The sequence below is a fragment of the Mycobacterium sp. NGS17 genome, assembly GCF_059813205.1.
In genome coordinates, this window is sequence record NZ_JCALED010000011.1 from 1 (window position 1) to 20558 (window position 20558).

Here is a 20558-nt window from a genome sequence, read left to right on the forward strand (position 1 = left end):
CGTGTGAGCGTCACGCTGGCGTGACGCCGGCGCGCGATTCAGCCGAGCAGCGTGCCCAACCGCTCCGCCAGGGCGTCCCAGCGCCATTGGGCCGTCACCCAGTCGCGCCCGGCCGCGCCCATCGCGGCGGCCCGGTCGCGATCGGTCAGCAACCCGGTGACGGCGTCGGCGATCTCGTCGACCCTGCGGCCGTCGACGACCAGCCCGGTCTTGTTGTGCTGCACCGTTTCTGGCGCTCCCCCGGATTTGCCGGCGATCACCGGCACCCCGGTTGCCGACGCCTCGAGGAATACGATGCCCAGTCCCTCGACGTCCAGCCCGGCGCCGCGGGTGCGGCACGGCATCGCGAACACGTCCGCCAACGCGTGGTGCGTGGGCAACTCGGCTGCCGGTACACCGCCGGTGAAGGTCACGTCGTCAGCCACCCCGCACTCGCGTGCCAGCGCGCGCAGCGAATCCGCATAGGGGCCGCCGCCCACGATGACCAAGGCGACGCCCTCGACGCGGCGCCGGATCGACGGCAGGGCTCTGATGAGCATGTCCTGGCCTTTACGCGGCACCAGCCGGGACACGCACACCACGGTGGGCCGCTCCCCCAGCCCGTAGCGCTCACGCAAACGCGCGCGGCCCGCCGGATCGGGCCGAAACCGATCGATGTCCACTCCGGGCGGCAGGTGCTCCAGCGAAGCCTTGGGGCCGAACGCCGGCGCGAAGCGCGAACGGGTGTAGCGGCTGACGAAGGTGACGACGTCGGTGTCGTCGCCGATGCGGCGCAGCACCGAGCGCGCGACCGGGAGCATCGACCACCCGACCTCGTGGCCGTGCGTGCTGGCCAGCACCCGGCTCGCCCCGGCCCCCCTGGCGCGCTGGGCCAGCAGCGCCAGCGGTGCGGCCGCGCCGAACCAGACGGTGTCGATGTCCTCTTCGGCGATCAGCCGCCGCATCCGGGCATCGACCGCCGGGCCGGGCAGCATCAGTGTGCCCGGGTGGCGCACCACCCGATACTTGGCCGCCTCGTCGTAAGCCTCGGCGCCCTTCCAGTGCGGCGCGTACACCGTCACCGAGTGCGACCCGGCGGCGGCCAGCCGGCCGACGAACTCGCCGAGATACGACTGGATGCCGCCCGGTCGGGGCGGAAAGTCGTTGGTTACCAGCAGGACCCGACTCACCTGCGCCAGGCTAGCTTGGCGACGACGGGGGCCATGCAGACGGTCCGAGCTGGGCCGCGGTCGCGCGCCGGGCGGGCGGGCCTAGTGGGAAAGGCCTAGTGGGAAAGCCACTGCTGCCAGCGCGTGAGCAGGGCCGCCGGGCTGGTGCCCAGCACGTCTTGACTAGCGGAGGCCATATCGGCGTGCCGGATGCCGCAGGTGGCCAGGTAGAGGTCGCGCAACTTCGGCGGTCCATAGGCGTCGGCGACGAATCGGGCGAACAACCACGCGCGGTCATAGGCCAGCGAGCGCTGCGTCCCCGGCTCGTCCAGGTCACTGTCGGCGGGCAGCGTCATGGGTAGCAAGCCGTCGGCGGGCATCGGCGTAGGTGGGCGGCCGACGAAATCGGCCACCCCCTCGGTGAGCCAGCGGGGTGCATCCGAGACGGTGTCGGTGCGGGCAGCGTAGTGAAACAGCTCGTGGGTCAACACGATTCGCAACGAGGCGGCGCTCATCCCGGCGGCGCCCGGCGCGAACACGATCCGCTGGCCGACGGCAACGCGGCGGACGGGGTCGACGCGGTCGGCGACCGTCACGGCCGCGATATCGGCCCACTGGGACGCGGGTCCCCCGCCGGCGGCGGCGCGGAATTCCTCGTCCGTTCCGGCCGCGACCACGGAGATCTCGCGGGGCCAGTCGCCGCCCCAAAACGACTCGACCGCGGTGATCGCGGCACCCATGTCCGCGGCCACCCGAGCCAGCAACCGGTCACTGGCGGGCCCGCCGAGGCCCAACAACCGCACGATGCGATCACCGACGGTGATCGACTTGGTTGACGCACCGATCTGGCTGCGGGCGGGCATGACCAGCTGGGCGGGTCGGATCCGGCTCTCGCGCACGGCATCGAACGGCACGGCCGCGACCACAAGGAGCTCGAGGACGAACAGCCAAGCCAGCAGCAGCGGGAGCCGCCGACGCGATAGGAGGTGTCTAGTAACGACGAGCGTCGTAAATCGGGCCGGAGGAGTTCATCGGCACCACCCGCACCGGCACACCGTAGGTGGACGAGTGGATCATCATGCCGTCACCGATATAGAGCCCAGCGTGCGACGCATCGGAATAGAAGGTCAACACGTCACCGGGCTGCAGATCCGACAGCGCCACCGGCTGACCGCCGTGGGCCATCGCCTGGCTGGAGTGCGGCAACGAGATACCGGCCTGCTGGAACGCCCACATCACCAGCCCGGAGCAGTCGAATCCGCCGGGCGCGGCGCCACCCCACACATAGGGCGAACCGACCTGGGTCAGCGCGGCCTGCACGACGGTGGCGCGGTCGCCGCCGCCGACACCGCCGGGCGCCATGCCGGGCATGCCCGGCATCCCGCCGGCGGGCGGAGCCTCACCTGGCGCCTGCCCTGGGGGTGTGCCCGGGGGCGCCGCTTCCGGCGCCGGGGCACCCGGGCCGGGTGCAGCCGCCGGCGCAGCGGGTCCCGGATTGGCCAGCGCGGTGCGCTGGTCGGCGGTCAACGAAAGGTACTGCGACTTGACGACGGCGATCTGCACCTGCAGCTGGCTCTGCTTGGACTGCAGGCTGGCCCGCACCGCGGCGGCCTGCTCGGCCGCGCTCTTGGCGTCGGCGGCCGACTTGGCGGACTCGCGCTCGGCCTTGGCGGCCTGCTCCCCGGCGATCCGGTAGCTCTTCATCTGGCTGGCCATCTGCGCGGCCATCACCCGCTGCACCGCCAACTTGTCGATCAGGCCCTGCGGCGAGCCGGCGGTCAGGATGGCCTCCATGCCGTCGACGTGGCCGCCCATGTAGGTCGCGGCTGCCAGCTTGTTGACCGAATCCTGATACGACGACAGATGCGCCTTGGCCGCGTCGACCGCGGCCTGGTCGTCGGTGTGCTTCTTGTCCGCGGCGCGCTGCGCGGCCAGCTTGTCGTTCAGGTCGAGCTGCGCGCTGTGCATCGCCTCGGTGGTCTGCTCGGCCTGGCGGGACAGTTCGTTGAGTTTTGCCGTGGCGTCTTCGGCCGGGTCGGCCCACGCGGGGCCGGTGATGACGCCGGAGAAGATCGCGAAGCCAGCTAGTGCCCCTATGGCCGAACGTGTGAGGACACGCGCAACCGGGTACCTAGAGTCAAGCCTCAAGATTTGCTTCCTTAAACGGCCATCGACGAATTCGGGTCGTCGAGCTGGTTTAGGTCTCAAACAGGTTACGAAACGATATCGGCGTTTGTCCAAAGCGAGCGGTTAAGAAATTAGAAAGAATTCTGTCATTTCTATGTGAATCGCTTCGCTGGCTCGAGGACCTTTGTGGGACAAGGCAATTAGGCTACACCAGATCCTCGATCCCGACGAATCGGGACCAGACGAAGTCGCGGCGCCAGGCCAACCTCGGCAAGAACCTCCAAAGCCGCCCGTTCATCCTGCAATAAAGTATCCGGGACCCCGAGTATCACACTGACGACGCAGTCGCGGCAGCCGGGGCCGCGCACCGCACACTCGTCGCAATCGATCACCACCGGCGTCCCCGGCTCCGGCGGCGTCATCCCGATGTCGTTAGGTCCAGGTCTTGGTGCCATCGGATCGGTCCTCTCGCTCTGACTTCGGCGCACACCGCGCCGCACTGACCGAACCGTAACCGCGGGCACCGACACGTATCCGCCCCGCATTCCGCCCGCGCCCGGCGTGGCAGGCGCGCTGGTGTCGGTCGGCGCCCTTAACGTCACCGCCGTGGCTTCCAGGGGTGCGACCCAGCTGAGCTTCGCCGACGTGGGGTCGCCGTTCACGCCCGACGAACTCTCGCTGCGCGAAACGACGTTCGTCGTGGTCGACCTGGAGACCACCGGCGGGCGCACCAAAAGCACCGGCGGAGCCGTTCCCGACGCGATCACCGAAATCGGGGCGGTCAAGGTGCGCGGCGGCGCGGTGCTCGGCGAGTTCGCCACCCTGGTGGACCCGCAGCGCAGCATTCCGCCGCAGATCGTGCAGCTCACCGGGATCACCACCGCAATGGTCACCGACGCGCCGACCATCGACGCGGTGCTGCCGATGTTCTTGGAGTTCGCCGGGTTCGATCGCGGAGCCGTGCTCGTCGCCCACAATGCCGGGTTCGACGCCGGCTTCCTGCGCGCCGCCGCGCAGCAGTGCGATATCGCGTGGCCGCGGCCGCCGGTGTTGTGTACGGTCCGGCTGGCCCGCCGGGTGCTCAGCCGGGAGGAAGCGCCCAGCGTGCGGCTCGCCTCCCTGGCGCGGCTGTTCGCGGTAACCACCCAACCCACGCACCGCGCCCTCGACGACGCGCGCGCCACCGTCGACGTGTTGCACGCCCTCATCGAGCGAGTGGGTAACCAGGGCGTGCACACCTATGCCGACCTGCGCGCCTACCTGCCGGACGTGACACCCACTCAGCGCCGCAAGCGGCTGCTCGCCGAGGGCCTGCCGCGCCGGCCCGGCGTGTATCTGTTCCGGGGGCCGGCGGGCGAAGTGCTGTACATCGGCACCGCGGTGGACCTGCGACGACGGGTCAATCAGTACTTCACCGGGGCCGACCCCCGGGGCCGGATGAAGGAGATGGTCGCGCTGGCCGGCGCGGTCGACCACGTCGAATGCGCCCACCCCCTGGAGGCCGGCGTGCGGGAACTGCGGCTGCTGGCCGCCCACGCCCCGCCGTACAACCGGCGGTCCCGATTCCCGCACCGATGGTGGTGGGTGGCGTTGACCGAGGAGGCCTTCCCCCGCCTGGCGGTGGTGCGGGCGCCGCGGCACGACCGCGCCGTCGGTCCGTTCCGGGCCCGCGCCGACGCCGCGGACGTGGCCGCCCTGCTGGCCCGGTTCACCGGGTTGCGCACCTGCACCAACCGGCTGGGGCGCTCGGCGCTGCACGGGCCGCTGTGCGCCGAGGCGGTGGTGTCGCCCTGTCCGGCCGCGCGTGACGCCACCGCCATTCAGTACGCCGCCGCCGTGGCGCGGGTCGCGGCGTTGATCGACGGCGCGGACAACGCCGCGCTGGCCGCGGCCGTGGACCAGGTCGGCGCGCTCGCCGAGCGGCATCACTTCGAGAGCGCCGCGCGGCTGCGCGACCGCGCCGTCACCGCGATCGAGACGCTATGGCGCGGCCAACGGCTACGCGCCCTGGTTGCGTTGCCCGAGCTGGTCGCCGCCGCCCCCGATGGGCAGGGTGGCTATCACCTGGCCGTCATCCGCCATGGCCAACTCGCCGCGGCGGGCTGCGCCCGGCGTGGGGTGCCGCCGATGCCGGTCATCGACGCGATCGTCGCTGGGGCACAAGCGATTTTGCTCACACCCGGCCCTTTGGGCGGCGCACTGGTCGAGGAGACCGCGCTCATCATGCGCTGGCTGACGACGGCGGGGGCGCGCATCGTTCGGGTCGCCGAGGACGGCTGGGCGTCTCCCCTGCGATCGGCGGGCGCCTGGTCGGCGTGGGCCGCGTCGGCGCGCTCGGCGCGACTGGCCGCAGAACAGCTTTCGGCGCAGGAACTCCGGGGATCAGACCTGCTGTCCGAACCTCACCCATCGCGCGAGCAGTTGTTCGGCCGCACCCGAGTCGATGGCCTTACCGGCGCGGGCCAGCCCGTCCTCCCACGCCGGCAACCATTCAGCGCGGCTGGATAACCCCGCGTGCGCGACGATCGCGCCGGCGGCGTTGAGCACGACGGCGTCGCGCACCGGGCCCTTGCCGCCGGCCAGCACCGCTCGCACCTCGGCCGCGTTGGCCTGCGCGTCGCCACCCAGCAGGTCGTCGAGATCGGCTCGGGGAAAACCGAATCCGGCCGGATCGAAGGTCAGCTTGTCCACGGTGCCGGCCTGCACCCGCCAGATCGTGCTGGTCGTGGTGGTCGTCAGCTCGTCGAGCCCGTCGTCGCCGTGCACCACCAGCACACTGGACCGTCGGGCGGCGAACACACCGGCCATCACCTCGGAGAGGCCCTCGAACGCGCAGCCAATCAATCCGGCCCGCGGTCTGGCCGGATTGGTAAGCGGCCCAAGGAGATTGAACACCGTCGGCACGCCGATCTCGCGGCGCACCGCGGAGGTGTGCCGGTAGGACGGGTGGAACAGCGGCGCGAAGCAGAACCCGATGCCAACCTCGGCGAGGCTGCGTGCGACGTCTTCGGGCCCGAGGTCGATCCGGATGCCGAGCGCCTCGAGCGTGTCGGCGCCGCCGGACAGCGACGAGGCCGCCCGGTTGCCGTGTTTGACCACCGGCACGCCGGCGGCCGCGGCGACGATGGCCGCCATCGTGGACAGGTTCACGGTGTTGACGCCGTCGCCACCGGTACCGACGATGTCGACGGTGTCGTCGCGGATGGCCCCGGCCGGCATCGGCAGCGCGTGGTTGAGCATCACGTCGGCCAGCTCGATGACTTCGGCCGAGGTGGGGATCTTCACCTGCATCGCCACCGCGAAGGCCGCGATCTGGGCGGGGCTGGCATCGCCGGTCATGATCTGGTCCATGGCCCAGGCGGCCTGCCCGCGCGCCAGGTCCTGACCGCCGGTCAGCCGAGAAAGGACCCGCGGCCACGATGTCGCGGACGCTCCGGGCGCCTCAGATGACAAAGCCACGCGCCGATGGTCCCACGCGGACCACGCGTAGCCCCAACTCCACCGCGAGCCTTCCGGCGCGACGCGTTGGACATCAATTGCCGCCCCGGGTGGAGTTCAACAACTACAAAGCGTCATACTTGCGGATGTGACCAGCGCTGCCGCTACTTCGGGTACTGCAATTACGTCGCGGGTGCATTCGCTGAACCGACCCAACATGGTCAGCGTCGGCACCATCGTTTGGCTTTCCAGCGAGCTGATGTTCTTTGCTGGTCTCTTCGCGATGTACTTCACCGCACGCGCCCAATCGGGTGGAAAGTGGCCGCCGCCGCCGACCGAGCTGAACCTGTACCAGGCCGTCCCGGTCACATTGGTGCTGATCGCGTCGTCGTTCACCTGCCAGATGGGGGTGTTCGCGGCCGAGCGCGGCGACGTGTTCGGGCTGCGCCGCTGGTACGTGCTGACCTTCCTGATGGGCCTGTTCTTCGTTTGCGGCCAGGGCTACGAGTACTACCACCTGATGTCGCACGGGACCACCATCCCCGGGAGCGCCTACGGCAGCGTGTTCTACCTGGCCACCGGATTCCACGGCCTGCACGTCACCGGCGGGTTGATCGCCTTCATCTTCTTGCTGGCCCGCACCGCGATGAGCAAGTTCACACCGGCGCAGGCTACGGCCAGCATCGTCGTCTCGTACTACTGGCATTTCGTCGACATCGTGTGGATCGCGCTGTTCGCCGTGATCTATTTCATCCGATGAGCAGGCGCTGGACGAACAGGAGTGCTCGGTTGAAGAAACTGGGATCTACCCGATCCGGTGCGGCCAAGCCGCCACACGGGCAGCGTGACCGTTCGCGGCGGCGGCTGCGTCGGCGGCTGTCCGGCGGTCTGCTGCTGCTGATAGCGCTGACCATCGCCGGCGGTTTGGCCGCCATCCTGACTCCGCGGCCGCAGGTGGCCGTCGCCGACGAGTCGAACTCGGCACTGCTGCGCACCGGCAAGCAGTTGTTCGACACGTCGTGCGTGTCCTGCCACGGGGCCAACCTGCAGGGCGTCCCCGACCGCGGGCCCAGCCTGATCGGCGTCGGCGAGGAAGCCGTCTACTTTCAGGTGTCGACCGGCCGGATGCCGGCGATGACCGGTGAGGCTCAGGCGCCGCGCAAGGAACCGATCTTCGACGAGGGTCAGGTCGACGCTCTGGGCGCCTACGTCCAGGCCAACGGCGGCGGCCCGACCACGGTGCGTAACCCGGACGGCAGCCTGGCGATGCGCTCGCTGCGTGGCCAGGACCTGGGCCGCGGCGGCGACCTGTTCCGGCTCAACTGCTCGTCGTGCCACAACTTCACCGGCAAGGGCGGGGCGCTGTCGTCGGGCAAGTACGCGCCGGATCTGGAGCCCGCCAACGAGCAGCAGATCCTGGCGGCCATGCGGACCGGCCCGCAGAACATGCCGAAATTCTCCGACCGTCAGCTGTCTTTCGAGGCTAAGAAGGACATCATCGGCTACATCAAGGCGGTGACCGAGGAGCGCCAGCCGGGCGGCTACGGCCTGGGTGGATTCGGGCCCGCACCCGAGGGTATGGCCGCCTGGATCATCGGGATGGTCGCCGCCATCGGGCTGGCACTGTGGATTGGGGCACGAGCATGAGCCGCGCCGAGACGATGCAGAGCGCAGCGATGAGGAGGAGCGGCGCAAAATGAGCGACGCCTTGGATCAGGGAGCCGGTCGCGGCTCTGACACCGGCGGGAGCCCGCACGGCGTCGGCCAGAGGGAGCCCGACGACGCGGCGCTGGCCGCCATGTCGCAGCAGGAACTGGTGGCGTTGGGCGGCAAGCTGGACGGCGTCGAAACGGTGTTCAAGGAACCCCGTTGGCCTATCGAGGGCACCAAGGCCGAAAAGCGCGCCGAGCGCGGGGTTGCCCTCTGGCTTTTGCTGGGTGGCTTCTTCGGGCTGGCACTGCTGCTGATCTTCTTGTTCTGGCCGTGGGAGTACAAGCCCAAGGAGGAGGCCGGGAGCTTCCTCTACGACCTGACCACCCCGCTGTACGGGCTGACGTTCGGGATGGCGATCCTGTCAATCGGGATCGGCGTCATCCTGTATCAGAAACGCTTTATCCCGGAAGAGATTTCGATCCAGGAGCGCCACGACGGCGCCTCGCGTGACGTCGACCGCAAAACGGTGGTGGCGAACCTGGCCGACGCGTACGGGGGTTCGACCGTCGGGCGGCGCAAGCTGATCGGCCTTTCGCTGGGGATGGGGCTGGGCGCGTTCGGGCTTTCCACCCTGGTGGCGTTTGCTGGGGGATTGATCAAGAACCCGTGGAAGCCGGTGGTGCAGACCGCCGACGGCAAGAAGGCCGTGCTGTTCACCTCCGGGTGGACCCCGCGCTATCACGGCGAAACGATCTATCTGGCGCGCGCCACCGGCTCCGCCTCGACGTCGCCGTTCGTCAAGATGCGGCCTGAGGATCTCGACGCCGGCGGCATGGAAACCGTCTTCCCCTGGCGGGAGTCCGACGGCGACGGCACCACCCCGGAATCGCAGGAGAGGCTGCGGGCCATCAACCAGGGTGTGCGAAACCCCGTGATGCTCATCCGAGTTCGGCCCACCGACATGGGCCGCGTGGTCAAGCGACAGGGCCAGGAAAGCTTTAACTTCGGCGAATTCTTCGCCTACACCAAGGTCTGCTCGCACCTGGGATGCCCCGCATCCCTGTACGAGGAGCAGTCCTACCGGATCTTGTGCCCATGCCACCAGTCGCAGTTCGACGCGCTGCACTTCGCCAAGCCGATTTTCGGGCCGGCCGCGCGTGCGTTGGCGCAACTGCCGATCACGATCGACACCAACGGGTATCTGGTCGCCAACGGTGACTTCGTCGAGCCCGTCGGACCGGCATTCTGGGAGAGGACGACAACATGAGTCCGAAATTCAGCCCCCCGAAGATCGGCGATGTCCTGGCCCGTCAGGGCGAGGACATCGACACGCGTTACCACCCGTCGGCGGCGGTTCGCAGACAGCTCAACAAGGTGTTCCCCACCCACTGGTCGTTCCTCTTGGGTGAGATCGCGATGTACAGCTTCATCGTGCTGCTGCTCACCGGTGTGTACCTGACGCTGTTCTTCGATCCGTCGATGGGTGAGATCACCTACAACGGCGCGTATCAGCCGCTGCGCGGCGTGGACATGTCGAAGGCCTTCGCATCGACGCTCGACATCTCCTTCGAGGTGCGCGGCGGTCTGTTCGTCCGGCAGGTCCACCACTGGGCCGCACTGATTTTCGCCGCGTCGATCATGGTGCACTTGGCCCGCATCTTTTTCACCGGCGCCTTCCGGCGGCCACGCGAGGCCAACTGGGTGATCGGCTCGCTGCTGCTGATCCTGGCCATGTTCGAGGGTTACTTCGGTTACTCGCTCCCCGACGACCTGTTGTCGGGCATCGGGTTGCGCGCCGCGCTGTCCTCGATCACGTTGGGTATGCCGGTGATCGGCACCTGGTTGCACTGGGCCCTGTTCGGCGGTGACTTCCCCTGCGGTGGCGTCGGAAACGAATGCGCCACAGCGGGTTACATCATCCCGCGGATGTATGCCCTGCACATCCTGCTGCTGCCGGGCGTCATCCTCGCGCTGATCGGGCTGCACCTGGCCATGGTGTGGTTCCAGAAGCACACCCAGTTCCCCGGACCCGGACGCACCGAGCACAACGTGGTCGGCGTGCGAGTGATGCCGGTGTTCGCCGTCAAGTCCGGCGCATTCTTCGCCGCGATCGTCGGCGTGCTGGGCCTGCTGGGTGGCCTGCTGCAGATCAACCCGATCTGGAACCTGGGCCCCTACAAGCCTTCTCACGTCTCGGCCGGTTCGCAGCCCGACTTCTACATGATGTGGACCGAAGGCCTGGCGCGTATCTGGCCGCCATGGGAGTTCTACTTCTGGCACCACACCGTCCCCGCGGCCGTGTGGGTGGCGTTGATCATGGGCCTGATCTTCGTCCTGCTGATCATCTACCCGTTCCTGGAAAAGCGGTTCAGCGGTGACTACGCGCACCACAACCTGCTGCAGCGGCCGCGCGACGTGCCGGTGCGCACGTCGATCGGCGCGATGGCGATCGCGTTCTACATGTTGCTGACGCTGTGCGCGATGAACGACATCATCGCGTTCAAGTTCGACATCTCGCTGAACGCGACGACGTGGATCGGGCGCATCGGCATGGTGATCGTTCCGCCGGTTGTCTATTTCATCACCTACCGGTGGTGCATCGGACTGCAGCGCAGCGACCGCGCGGTGCTCGAGCACGGCATCGAGACCGGCATCATCAAGCGGCTGCCGCACGGTGCCTACATCGAGCTGCACCAGCCGCTCGGCCCGGTCGACGACCACGGCCACCCGCTGCCGCTGGCCTACCAGGGGGCGGCTCTGCCCAAGAAGATGAACAAGCTGGGCTCGGGCGGAACTCCGGGCAGCGGCAGCTTCCTGCGCGCCGACCCGTTGTCCGAGGATGCGGCGTTGCGAGAGGCGGCGCACGGCTCTGAGCGACGCGCCCTGACCGCACTCCGCGAACACCAGGACGGCCTGAACGGCTCGACGAACGGCTCGACGAACGGTTCGACGAACGGCGAAGGCGCCGAGCACTAGCCCATTTCCCTACCGAGCGACGCCGCCCGCGATTGCGTGGGCGGCGTACCGGCAGCTTGTGACCGCGAGACTTAAGCCATAGCGACGCCGCACGGCGTGTCGTCTGTGTGGTTTACGTGTCGACGCCGCCGCCGCGCGAACCCCCGACGCCAACCAGGCCGAGGCGCCCGCCCCGGTTCGGGTGGCTACTGCTCGGCGACGGCCTCGCGCAGCTGGCGGATGTGCAGCCACTCCACCGCCGGCATGGCCGCGGTGATGACGCCGGCGAACCCATATCCGACCCACGACGCGCCATCATGACCGACCGCCATCAAATAGGTCGCCGTGGCGACCGCGATCAGTGCGGCGCCCATGGTGCCGGTCAGTATCACGGTGCCGCGCAACCAGATTCGGTCCACCGCCTCGCCCGACCACTCGGCCCCCGAGGCGGGCGTCGCCGTTTGCGCCGTGGCGGTTCCGGTGCGCGGGGTACCGGTCCCCAGGCGCATCGACGGCCTTGCCGGTCCACGCGCGGGCGCGGTCATCGCCTGAGCCGCCGGCTCGGACTGCGACATCCGCCGGGCGCGCAACAGGATGGGGATCGCGGCCGCGATGATCAGCGCCGAAACGACGATGACGGCGTACAGCACCCAGGTGGTGTGCGGGCTGCTGGCCGCCTTGTGAAAGCCCCTGCCCAGGTCCGCCAGTGCGACGGCGGCCGCCACGCTGACGCCCAGCAGCACGAGGTAGATGGCGGCGCACGCGCCCATCAGGATGCGGTCCACGACCTCGGGCGCGACGGTGTCGTCACCGACGTCGCGCCGGTAAGCCGAATATCTGCTGACCATCAGCAGCTCGTCTGCGGGGAGTCGTTGCTGTTCGACGAGAGCACCGTTCCATCGCTGGTGGTGATCGAGCAATTGAGCCTGCTGACGCGGAACAGGCTGGACGCCTCGACCGAGCCCACGTCCGATTGCGAGATCGGCGTGACCGTCATCGACCACGGGATGTACACGTTGTGCTGGGTGCGCCGCCGGCCGGACGCGTCGACGTAGGTCACCGAAATGATGTCTCCTGGGGCTTTGGTGCCGGTCACCGAGTAGGTGACCTGACGCGGTCCCGCCGGCGTGGTGGGCGGCGGTGGCGCGGCCGCTGTGGACGTCGCCGGCGGTGGCGCCGGCGCGGGGGCGGGCGGGGGCGGCGGTGCCGGAGAAGGCGTCACCGTCACAGTCTGGGTCTCCGTTGCCGGCGGGGGCGGCGGTTCGGTCGTGGACGGCGGCGGGGGCGGCGGTGGCGGTTTGGTGGTCGTGATCTCGTCCTGCAGCGGCGGCGTGGACGGGGCGGTGGTGGTTCCGGGGTTGGCGAGTTTGGTGGTATCGGTGCGCGCGAACAGCAGCGATACCGACACGACGAGCGCGATCGCGGCCACGATGGCGGCGACCCCCACCACCCACGGCCAGCGCGCGGTACTGCGCCCGTGGTCGGCGTCGGAGGACTCGTCGAAGTCGTCGTAGTCGTAGAGCCGCAGATCGGCCGGCACGTAGGGGCCGGTGCTGAAATGCTCGGACTCCGGAGCCGAGTAGGCCCTCGAGTACACGTCCGTCTCGTCGGTCTGGTTGGCGGCGGCCTGCTCGGCACTGTCCGCGAAGGGTTCCGGCTCGCCCTCGACATCGCCGCCGGAACCGGGTTGCAGATCGTCGCCCAGCGCATCGCCCGAAGGCGGTTCGTGGCTGACCGGGTCGGCAGGGTCGGGTTCGTCAGGATCCCATCCCGGGGGTCTCGACCCGCTCATCTCTGCCTTTGCCTACCCTGTTCGACTGCCTCACCCGCGCGCAAGAATCCGCGATCGCATCGTTGCGGGCGCGCTGGGACGCTCCTCATTTGCCTGGGCAAAACACTACCGAACCCCAAAGGGGCAAAGCCGTCGTGGCGAAGGGCCCACCAATCACGTGATCTGATTGTGACCTTTATGCCGCGATTCAGTGCTTCTCGGGACCGAGGTAGTACTCGAAGACCAGCCCGGCCACCGACGTCAGGACGAACATGATTCCGGCGACGATCAGCCACGGCAGCCACAGCGCGATGCCCACCGCGACCACCGAGCCCGACAGCGCCACCAGAATCGGCCACCAGCTGTGCGGGCTGAAGAAGCCCAATTCGCCTGCTCCATCGCTGATCTCAGCGCCTTCGTAGTCCTCCGGCCGGGTGTCCAGCCGGCGCGCCACAAAGCGGAAAAAGGTCGCCGTGATCATCGCAAGGCCACCGGTCAGCACCAGGGCGGTGGTGCCCGCCCACTCCACGCCACCGGTGGCGAAGATCGCGGTCAGCACCCCGTAGAGCACCGCAACCACAATGAAGAACCCGGCAATGAATTCGAATAGCCTGGCTTCGATATGCATTTGGTGTCCTAACCTACTGGCTTCCGGCCAATTGACCGCGCTTGGTGTCGAAGGGGTGGGTGGTCACCGCGAGCGGGGCCTGCCCGATCGCCTGCAATGCCTCGGCGTTGCTCTTTCCGCCCATCCGCTGTTGCAGGTAGGCCTTGAAGTCGTTGGGCGTCACCACCCGAACCTCGAAGTTCATCATCGAGTGATAGGTGCCACAGAACTCCGCGCAGTGGCCCACGAACGCGCCCGGTGTCTGGATCTCCTCGGTCTGGAAAACGTGCACCGAGTTGTTCGCGTCGGCGTTCGGGATGACGTCGCGCTTGAACAGGAACTCGGGCACCCAGAACGTGTGAACCACGTCCGCGGACGCCAGATCGAATTCGATGCGCTTGCCCGTGGGCAACACCAGCACCGGGATCTCGTCGCTGGAACCCAGCGTCTCGACCTTGTCGAAGTTCAGGTATTGGCGGTCCGAGGTGTTGAAGCCGCGGACGGCACCGACGCGCTCCTCACCGTGCGCGTCCTTGCCCTCCGGCTTGGAGAGCATGGCCTTCTTGCGCTCGGGGTCCGTGCCGTCGTAGGTCAGCGTGCCGTCCTTGAAGGCGACGCGTTGATAGCCGAACTTCCAGTTCCACTGGAAGGCCGTGACGTCGATCACTACCTCGGGGTCCTTGGCCAGGTGCAGCATCTTCTCCTGCACGACCACGGTGAAATAGAACAGCACCGAGATGATGAGGAACGGCGTCACGGTGAGCGCCAGCTCCAGCGGCATGTTGTAGCCGAACTGGCGGGGCAGCTCGGTGTCGGTCGCCTTCTTGCGGTGGAAGGCGGACGCCCAGAAGATCAGTCCGAACACGATGCCACCGACGACGAGCGAGGCGATCACCGCGCCGATCCACAGTTCGCGGTTGAGGTGCGCCTCCGGGGTGATGCCCCGCGGCCAGCCCAGGGCCAGCGCGTCCGCCCAGCCGCTGCATCCGCTCAGGAACAACGCCAGCACGCCCAACGTCAAGGCGAGCGCGAAGGGCCGAAAACGACGCGAAAGGCCCTGCCCCGCGCCCCCGGAACGGCGCCGAAAGCTGCCCTGCGACAAACGGTGCGAACGGTCCTGCTCGCGAGGGGTCACGTTAGCGCCTCCTGCTCGGATATCGAATACTACGCAGCGTAGACCACGCTCCTGAGCCCGGCGACGAAACCCCGGCCCGCCAGTCTGCCCGGCCATAGCCCACGTGCCGGGTGTGACGTCCACGCACGCCGGGAAAGTGCGGCATACTGGGGCGCCGTGTGTGGTCTGCTCGCGTTCGTTGCCGCCCCGGAGGGCTCGGATGATGAAGCCGACGCCGCCCGAGCCGACGCCGCCGTCGCGCGCGCGTCGCATTCGATGCGCCACCGCGGGCCCGACGAGCCCGGCACGTGGGTGGACCCGGACACCGACGGCTCCGCCGTTTTCGGCTTCAACCGACTGTCCATCATCGACATCGCGCATTCGCATCAACCGCTGCGCTGGGGGCCGCCCGAGGCACCCGACCGCTACGTGCTGGTGTTCAACGGCGAGATCTACAACTACCTCGAGCTGCGCGACGAACTGGCCACCCGACACGGCGCCGCATTCGCCACCGACGGCGACGGCGAGGCCATCGTCGTCGGCTATCACTACTGGGGCACCGACGTACTGGCGCGGCTGCGCGGCATGTTCGCGTTCGCGCTATGGGACACAGAGACGCGTGAATTGTTCTGCGCGCGAGACCCTTTCGGCATCAAGCCACTGTTCATGGCGACCGGCGCCGGCGGCACCGCGGTGGCCAGTGAGAAGAAGTGCCTGCTGGACCTCGCCGAGCTGATCGGGTTCGACACCGGGATCGACGAGCGGGCGGTGCAGCACTACACGGTCCTGCAGTACGTGCCCGAGCCCGAGACGCTGCACCGCGGGGTGCGCCGGCTGGAATCGGGCTGCTACGCCCGAATCCGTCCCGACCGGCTGCAGCCGGAGGTCACCCGGTATTTCGCGCCACGCTTTACCGCCGTTCCGATGACCCGCGACACCGAACAGGCCCGCTACGACGAGATCACCGCGGTGCTCGAGGACTCGGTGGCCAAGCACATGCGTGCCGATGTGACCGTCGGGGCGTTTCTGTCCGGGGGGATCGACTCCACCGCCATCGCGGCGCTGGCCATCCGGCACAACCCCCGGCTGATCACGTTCACCACCGGTTTCGAGCGCGAGGGCTTCTCCGAGATCGACGTCGCGGTGGCCTCGGCCGAGGCGATCGGCGCCCGCCACATCGCCAAGGTGGTCAAGCCCGACGAGTTCGTCGCGGCCCTACCGGAGATCGTCTGGTACCTCGACGAGCCGGTGGCCGACCCCGCGCTGGTGCCGCTGTTCTTCGTCGCCCGGGAGGCCCGCAAGCACGTCAAGGTGGTGCTGTCCGGCGAAGGGGCCGACGAGCTGTTCGGCGGCTACACGATTTACCGGGAGCCGCTGTCGCTGAAGCCCTTCAACTACCTGCCGCGGCCGCTGCGGCGGTCGATGGGCAAGGTGTCCAAACCCCTGCCGGAGGGCATGCGGGGCAAGAGCCTGCTGCACCGCGGCTCGCTGACGCTCGAGGAGCGCTACTACGGCAATGCCCGCAGCTTCTCCGACGCGCAGCTGCGCGACGTGCTGCCCATCTTCCGCCAGGAATGGACCCACACCGACGTCACCGCGTCGCTGTACGCCGAATCGGCCGGTTGGGATCCGGTGGCCCGCATGCAGCACATCGACCTGTTCACCTGGCTGCGCGGCGACATCTTGGTCAAGGCCGACAAGATGACCATGGCCAACTCGCTGGAGCTTCGGGTGCCGTTCCTGGATCCCGAGGTGTTCGCCGTCGCCTCGCGGCTGCCGGTCGAGGCCAAGATCACCCGCGCGACGACGAAGTACGCGCTGCGGCGCGCGCTGGAGCCGATCGTTCCGGCGCACGTGCTGCACCGGCCCAAGCTCGGGTTCCCGGTCCCGATCCGGCACTGGTTGCGCGCGGGCGAGCTGCTGGAGTGGGCGTACGCGATGGTGGACTCCGCGAAGGACGGGCAGGCCGATCGCCTGGTCGACCTCGCCGCGGTGCGCCGGATGCTCGACGAGCATCGCAACGGCGTCAGCGATCACAGCCGTCGGCTGTGGACACTGCTGATCTTCATGCTCTGGCACGCGATCTTCGTCGAGCACAGCGTGGTGCCACAGATCAGCGAGCCGGTGTACCCCGTCGAGTTATGACCGCTCGCCGAACTGACTAGGCGAGGACCGCGGCGATCTCGGCGGCCGCCTCGTCGCCGTAGGCGTCGGCCAGCCGGGTCTTGGCGACCGCGGCGTCCCACGTCCACTCCTGGGTTCCGGTGGACTCCAGCACCAAAACGGCGACCAGCGAGCCGAGCTGAGCCGACCGCTCGAGGCTCAGCCCGGCGGTCCGGCCGGTGAGGAAGCCGGCCCGGAACGCGTCGCCGACGCCGGTGGGGTCGGTCTGGCTGGTCTCGGGCACCACGCCGACGTGGGTGGTCGTCCCGTCGCGCTCGACGATGTCGACGCCCTTGGCGCCCAGCGTGGTCACCCGCAGGTCGACCTTCTTCTGCACGTCGGCCTCGGACCAGCCGGTCTTGGAGAGCAGCAGTTCCCACTCGTAGTCGTTGGTGAACAGGTAGGCGGCCCCGTCGACGAGCTTGTCGATCTCCTCGCCGGACAGGCGCGGCAGCTGCTGGGACGGGTCGGCGGCGAACGGCAGGCCGAGCTTGCGGCACTCCTCGGTGTGCACCACCATCGCGTCCGGGTCGTTGGCGCCGATGATCACCAGGTCCGGCTTGCCCGCGGACGCGACGTCGGCGAGCTTGATGTTGCGGGCCTCCGACATGGCACCGGGATAAAAGGATGCGATCTGGGCCATGTCCTCATCGGTCGTGCAGACGAAGCGTGCGGTTTTCGCGGTCTGCGAGATCAGCACGTGGTCGCAGTTGACGCCGTGGGACTGCAGCCATTCGCGGTACTCGCCGAAGTCGTCGCCGGCCGCACCCACCAGCGCCACGTCGCCGCCCAGCACGCCGATGGCGAAGGCGATGTTGCCCGCCACGCCGCCGCGGTGGATCACCAGGTCGTCAACCAGAAAACTCAGGGACACCTTCTGCAGGTGCTCGGCCAGCAGGTGCTCGGAAAACCGGCCGGGGAACCGCATCAGATTGTCGGTTGCAATCGAACCTGTCACCGCGATCGTCACGAAAACTCCATCCTTCGTTAGTAAGGTTATCTAGCTTACTCACGGGCCCCGACCGTCGCTGTGTGCGCGGCCGGCGCGAGGCAGTGCGCTAGCCTCCCTAGGGAACTCACTCAAGTCGCCGGGATCACATTGCTCGGGCCGCAACCCGATTGCAGTCCCGTCTACCACCGTAGGAGAACCACGATGGCAGGTCCGCACTCGCCGAACCACACCGTCGGCGGCGGCGATGGCGGACCGAGTGGACCTGAGCCATCAAGCCAATCCCAGCCACTCGAGTTTCCCGATGACGCCGCGGGCTTCACCTCGGCTCCGCAGGCAGGACCTGGTGCCGCCAATTATGCCGGGCAGCCGCCCGCGCCGGTCCCGTACCCGCGATCCAAGCGGCGGCTGATCGTCGGCATCGCGCTGGCCATCGCGCTCGTCGCGGTGCTGACGGTGGCCATCGTGTACGGGGTCCGCACCAACGGGGCCAACACCGGGGCCACCTTCTCCGAGGGCGCGGCCAAGACGGCCATCCAGGGCTATCTGGACGCGCTCGAGCACCGCGACATCGACGAGATCGCCCGCAATGCGCTGTGCGGTTTGTACGACGGCGTCCAGGACAAACGATCCGACCAGGCCCTGGCCAAGCTCAGCAGTGACGCGTTCCGCAAGCAGTTCTCCGAGGTCGAGCTGACCTCGATCGACAAGATCGTGTACCTGTCGCAGTACCAGGCGCAGGCCTTGTTCACCATGCGGGTTTCACCGGTGACCGGCGGCCCGATGCACGGGCAGGTACAGGGCATCGCGCAGCTGCTGTTCCAGCGCGGTCAGATCATGGTGTGCTCGTACGTGCTGCGCACCGGCGGCTCGTACTAGACACACTCCGTCAGCCGGACCACACGGCCCGGCTGACGGAGTTGCGGGGTCTAGTCGATCAGTTGAACGAGTCGCCGCAGGCGCACGATCCCGTGGCGTTGGGGTTGTCGATGGTGAAGCCCTGCTTCTCGATGGTGTCCACGAAGTCGATGGACGCGCCTTCGACGTAGGGCGCGCTCATCCGGTCCACCGTCAGCTTCACTCCCCCGAACTCCACCGTCAGGTCGCCGTCCAGCGCGCGGTCGTCGAAGAAGAGGTTGTAGCGCAGGCCGGCGCACCCGCCGGGCTGCACCGCGATGCGCAGCGCGAGGTCGTCGCGGCCCTCCTGGTCCAGCAGGGACTTTGCCTTGGTGGCGGCGGCCTCGGTCAGGATCACGCCGTGGGTCGTGGTGGCGTTCGACTCGTTTTGCACCGTCATTGCTTCTCCTACATGCCTCATCGTTGGGTGGGGTCGATCAAGCCCGCAATCGCCGGCTTGCGCCGGGCGATCCGGACCGCCCGAAAGTCCACTCCATCAACGGTACCTTGCAGGACCGGTATTCCCGAGTCGCGCCGCAACTACGGACGCCAGCCCCATGAGCTGGTTGGCGGCGTCGGCCTGCGCCAGGCGCACCGATCCGGCGTGCTCGGCGATGGATAACGCCGCCATGATCCCCGCCGAGCGCACGGTCGCGTTGTCCAGGCCGACTTGGCCGGCCAGCACGACCACCGGAATCCCCCGCGGCCGGGCCGCGTCGGCGAGAAATCCGACCACCTTGCCGTGCAGGGACTGCTCGTCGAACCGGCCCTCACCGGTGACGATCATCTCGGCGGTGTCCAGGTCGTCGGACAGCCGGGTGTGTTCGGCGATGATGGCCGCGCCGGACTCGCAGCGCCCGCCGAGCGCCAAGAGCCCGGCGCCGATGCCGCCTGCGGCCGCGGCGCCCGGCTCGGCGCTCACGTCGCGCCCGGCCACCGCCTCCAGGATCAGCGCCCACGCCTGCAGGCGAACCTCCAGTGCGGCCACGGTTGCCGTGTCGGCGCCCTTCTGCGGTCCGAACACCCGGGCCGCCCCCCACGGTCCCAGCAGCGGGTATTCGGTGTCGGAGGCAGCGATCAGTTCCACGTCCGCCAGTTTCCGGCGGGCGGACTCCAGCCCGCCGAGTTCGGAGATCATGCCCTGCCCGCCGTCGGTGCAGGCGCTGCCGCCCAGCCCGACCACGATCCGCGTCGCCCCCACCCGCAACGCCTCGGCGATCAGCTGTCCCACGCCTTTGCTGTGCGCCGCCATGGCGGTCTCCGGACTGGGCGCCCGGCCGATCAACGCCAAACCGCACGCTTGCGCGCACTCCAGGTAGGCGGTGGCCGAGCCGCTATCGAACACCCAATCGGCTTCGGCGGTGGCTTTCAGCGGTCCGGTCACCCGCAGCCGCCGCATCTCCCCCAGCCGGCTGGCCAGGACCTCGACGAAGCCGGGGCCACCGTCGGATTGCGGGGCGACGATGAACCGGTCGCCGGGACGCGACCGCGTCCAGCCGGTCGCGATGGCGGCGGAGGCCTCCAGGGCCGACATGCTGTCGCCGTAGCAGTCCGGGGCCACCAGAACTTGCATAGCGGGCAATTGAAGACGGCCGGGGGCCAGGCCGGGACCCCCGTCGGAGCCCATTGACCCGTTGTCCATCAAAGGCAGCCGTTCATCTCGTGTAAGAGTAGGGCCAAGCGAGTCACCAAGCAGGTCTAATAGGAAGGCATTCCGGGCGAATTCCGGCGCGAAC

18 protein-coding genes and 1 pseudogene are annotated in these 20558 nt (G+C 68.6%); 7 read left to right on the plus strand and 12 right to left on the minus strand.

Annotation, left to right across the window (positions count from 1 at the left end; translation table 11 throughout):
• Nucleotides 1–38: 38 nt before the first annotated feature.
• From pimB to AC5Y7E_RS21085, 4 genes are all read right to left on the minus strand, one after another.
• Complete coding sequence (gene pimB, locus AC5Y7E_RS21070) at nt 39–1169, minus strand: GDP-mannose-dependent alpha-(1-6)-phosphatidylinositol monomannoside mannosyltransferase (protein WP_499950620.1); 1131 nt, start codon at nt 1167–1169, stop codon at nt 39–41.
• A 95-nt stretch (nt 1170–1264) separates the two neighbouring features.
• Complete coding sequence (locus AC5Y7E_RS21075) at nt 1265–2095, minus strand: hypothetical protein (protein ID WP_499950734.1); 831 nt, start codon at nt 2093–2095, stop codon at nt 1265–1267.
• A gap of 43 nt (nt 2096–2138) precedes the next feature.
• A complete protein-coding gene (ripC, locus tag AC5Y7E_RS21080) occupies nt 2139–3296 on the minus strand; it encodes a peptidoglycan hydrolase RipC (protein WP_499915963.1) in 1158 nt (385 codons plus the stop codon).
• Nucleotides 3297–3475: 179 nt separating this feature from the next.
• Nucleotides 3476–3730 (minus strand): hypothetical protein, encoded by a 255-nt coding sequence (locus tag AC5Y7E_RS21085; RefSeq protein ID WP_499950621.1) that lies wholly within the window; start codon nt 3728–3730, stop codon nt 3476–3478.
• A gap of 151 nt (nt 3731–3881) precedes the next feature.
• On the opposite strand from AC5Y7E_RS21085, the pseudogene AC5Y7E_RS21090 reads away from it, so the two are divergent.
• A pseudogene (locus AC5Y7E_RS21090) lies at nt 3882–5720 on the plus strand (DEDD exonuclease domain-containing protein); the annotation flags it as partial.
• Here the strand turns inward: AC5Y7E_RS21090 and trpD are convergent.
• The gene (trpD, locus tag AC5Y7E_RS21095; RefSeq protein ID WP_499950622.1) at nt 5658–6734 is read right to left on the minus strand and encodes an anthranilate phosphoribosyltransferase; all 1077 of its coding nucleotides are present in this window, start codon (nt 6732–6734) and stop codon (nt 5658–5660) included. The pseudogene AC5Y7E_RS21090 and the gene trpD sit on opposite strands and share 63 nt — an antisense overlap.
• A 127-nt stretch (nt 6735–6861) precedes the next feature.
• On the opposite strand from trpD, the gene ctaE reads away from it, so the two are divergent.
• Genes ctaE through qcrB form a run of 4 tightly spaced genes read left to right on the plus strand, consistent with a single transcriptional unit; the run spans nt 6862 to nt 11342 of the window.
• Nucleotides 6862–7473: an aa3-type cytochrome oxidase subunit III gene (gene ctaE, locus AC5Y7E_RS21100; protein ID WP_082971318.1), complete on the plus strand. Its 612-nt coding sequence runs from the start codon at nt 6862–6864 to the stop codon at nt 7471–7473.
• Between the two features lie 29 nt (nt 7474–7502).
• Complete coding sequence (gene qcrC / locus AC5Y7E_RS21105) at nt 7503–8360, plus strand: cytochrome bc1 complex diheme cytochrome c subunit (protein WP_499915957.1); 858 nt, start codon at nt 7503–7505, stop codon at nt 8358–8360.
• A gap of 49 nt (nt 8361–8409) precedes the next feature.
• Entirely contained in the window at nt 8410–9633 is a 1224-nt protein-coding gene (gene qcrA / locus AC5Y7E_RS21110; RefSeq protein WP_499915955.1) for a cytochrome bc1 complex Rieske iron-sulfur subunit, read from the plus strand.
• The gene (qcrB, locus tag AC5Y7E_RS21115; RefSeq protein WP_499950623.1) at nt 9630–11342 is read left to right on the plus strand and encodes a cytochrome bc1 complex cytochrome b subunit; all 1713 of its coding nucleotides are present in this window, start codon (nt 9630–9632) and stop codon (nt 11340–11342) included. Before qcrA ends, qcrB begins: the two co-directional genes overlap by 4 nt.
• Nucleotides 11343–11527: 185 nt before the next feature.
• On the opposite strand, the gene AC5Y7E_RS21120 is transcribed toward qcrB, so the two are convergent.
• The 4 genes from AC5Y7E_RS21120 to ctaC all read right to left on the minus strand — a co-directional run bounded on the left by AC5Y7E_RS21120 (nt 11528) and on the right by ctaC (nt 14834).
• Nucleotides 11528–12169 (minus strand): DUF2561 family protein, encoded by a 642-nt coding sequence (locus tag AC5Y7E_RS21120; protein WP_499950624.1) that lies wholly within the window; start codon nt 12167–12169, stop codon nt 11528–11530.
• On the minus strand, nt 12169–13113 hold the full coding sequence (locus tag AC5Y7E_RS21125; RefSeq protein WP_499950625.1) for an MmpS family transport accessory protein: 945 nt from the start codon (nt 13111–13113) through the stop codon (nt 12169–12171). Before AC5Y7E_RS21125 ends, AC5Y7E_RS21120 begins: the two co-directional genes overlap by 1 nt.
• Nucleotides 13114–13300: 187 nt before the next feature.
• Nucleotides 13301–13720: a cytochrome c oxidase subunit 4 gene (locus AC5Y7E_RS21130; protein WP_499915947.1), complete on the minus strand. Its 420-nt coding sequence runs from the start codon at nt 13718–13720 to the stop codon at nt 13301–13303.
• Nucleotides 13721–13733: 13 nt separating this feature from the next.
• Entirely contained in the window at nt 13734–14834 is a 1101-nt protein-coding gene (gene ctaC / locus AC5Y7E_RS21135) for an aa3-type cytochrome oxidase subunit II (protein ID WP_499950626.1), read from the minus strand.
• A 156-nt stretch (nt 14835–14990) separates the two neighbouring features.
• Here ctaC and asnB point away from each other — a divergent pair, with 156 nt between their 5' ends.
• Complete coding sequence (gene asnB, locus AC5Y7E_RS21140; protein ID WP_499950627.1) at nt 14991–16958, plus strand: asparagine synthase (glutamine-hydrolyzing); 1968 nt, start codon at nt 14991–14993, stop codon at nt 16956–16958.
• A gap of 16 nt (nt 16959–16974) precedes the next feature.
• On the opposite strand, the gene AC5Y7E_RS21145 is transcribed toward asnB, so the two are convergent.
• A complete protein-coding gene (locus AC5Y7E_RS21145; RefSeq protein WP_499950628.1) occupies nt 16975–17946 on the minus strand; it encodes a carbohydrate kinase family protein in 972 nt (323 codons plus the stop codon).
• Nucleotides 17947–18129: 183 nt separating this feature from the next.
• Here AC5Y7E_RS21145 and AC5Y7E_RS21150 point away from each other — a divergent pair, with 183 nt between their 5' ends.
• The gene (locus AC5Y7E_RS21150) at nt 18130–18804 is read left to right on the plus strand and encodes an Rv0361 family membrane protein (protein WP_499950629.1); all 675 of its coding nucleotides are present in this window, start codon (nt 18130–18132) and stop codon (nt 18802–18804) included.
• A 58-nt stretch (nt 18805–18862) separates the two neighbouring features.
• On the opposite strand, the gene AC5Y7E_RS21155 is transcribed toward AC5Y7E_RS21150, so the two are convergent.
• Complete coding sequence (locus AC5Y7E_RS21155; RefSeq protein ID WP_067125889.1) at nt 18863–19222, minus strand: HesB/IscA family protein; 360 nt, start codon at nt 19220–19222, stop codon at nt 18863–18865.
• A 96-nt stretch (nt 19223–19318) separates the two neighbouring features.
• A complete protein-coding gene (locus AC5Y7E_RS21160) occupies nt 19319–20395 on the minus strand; it encodes a glycerate kinase family protein (RefSeq protein WP_499915937.1) in 1077 nt (358 codons plus the stop codon).
• Between the last annotated feature and the right edge of the window lie 163 nt (nt 20396–20558).

Bases quoted from the DNA above. Each gene is read 5' to 3' on its own strand.
- AC5Y7E_RS21085 (WP_499950621.1), bottom strand. From the start codon at position 3,730: ATGGCACCAAGACCTGGACCTAACGACATCGGGATGACGCCGCCGGAG.
- qcrA (WP_499915955.1), top strand. From the start codon at position 8,410: ATGAGCGACGCCTTGGATCAGGGAGCCGGTCGCGGCTCTGACACCGGC.
- qcrB (WP_499950623.1), top strand. From the start codon at position 9,630: ATGAGTCCGAAATTCAGCCCCCCGAAGATCGGCGATGTCCTGGCCCGT.
- AC5Y7E_RS21120 (WP_499950624.1), bottom strand. From the start codon at position 12,169: ATGGTCAGCAGATATTCGGCTTACCGGCGCGACGTCGGTGACGACACC.
- AC5Y7E_RS21125 (WP_499950625.1), bottom strand. From the start codon at position 13,113: ATGAGCGGGTCGAGACCCCCGGGATGGGATCCTGACGAACCCGACCCT.
- AC5Y7E_RS21130 (WP_499915947.1), bottom strand. From the start codon at position 13,720: ATGCATATCGAAGCCAGGCTATTCGAATTCATTGCCGGGTTCTTCATT.
- AC5Y7E_RS21150 (WP_499950629.1), top strand. From the start codon at position 18,130: ATGGCAGGTCCGCACTCGCCGAACCACACCGTCGGCGGCGGCGATGGC.
- AC5Y7E_RS21155 (WP_067125889.1), bottom strand. From the start codon at position 19,222: ATGACGGTGCAAAACGAGTCGAACGCCACCACGACCCACGGCGTGATC.
- AC5Y7E_RS21160 (WP_499915937.1), bottom strand. From the start codon at position 20,395: ATGCAAGTTCTGGTGGCCCCGGACTGCTACGGCGACAGCATGTCGGCC.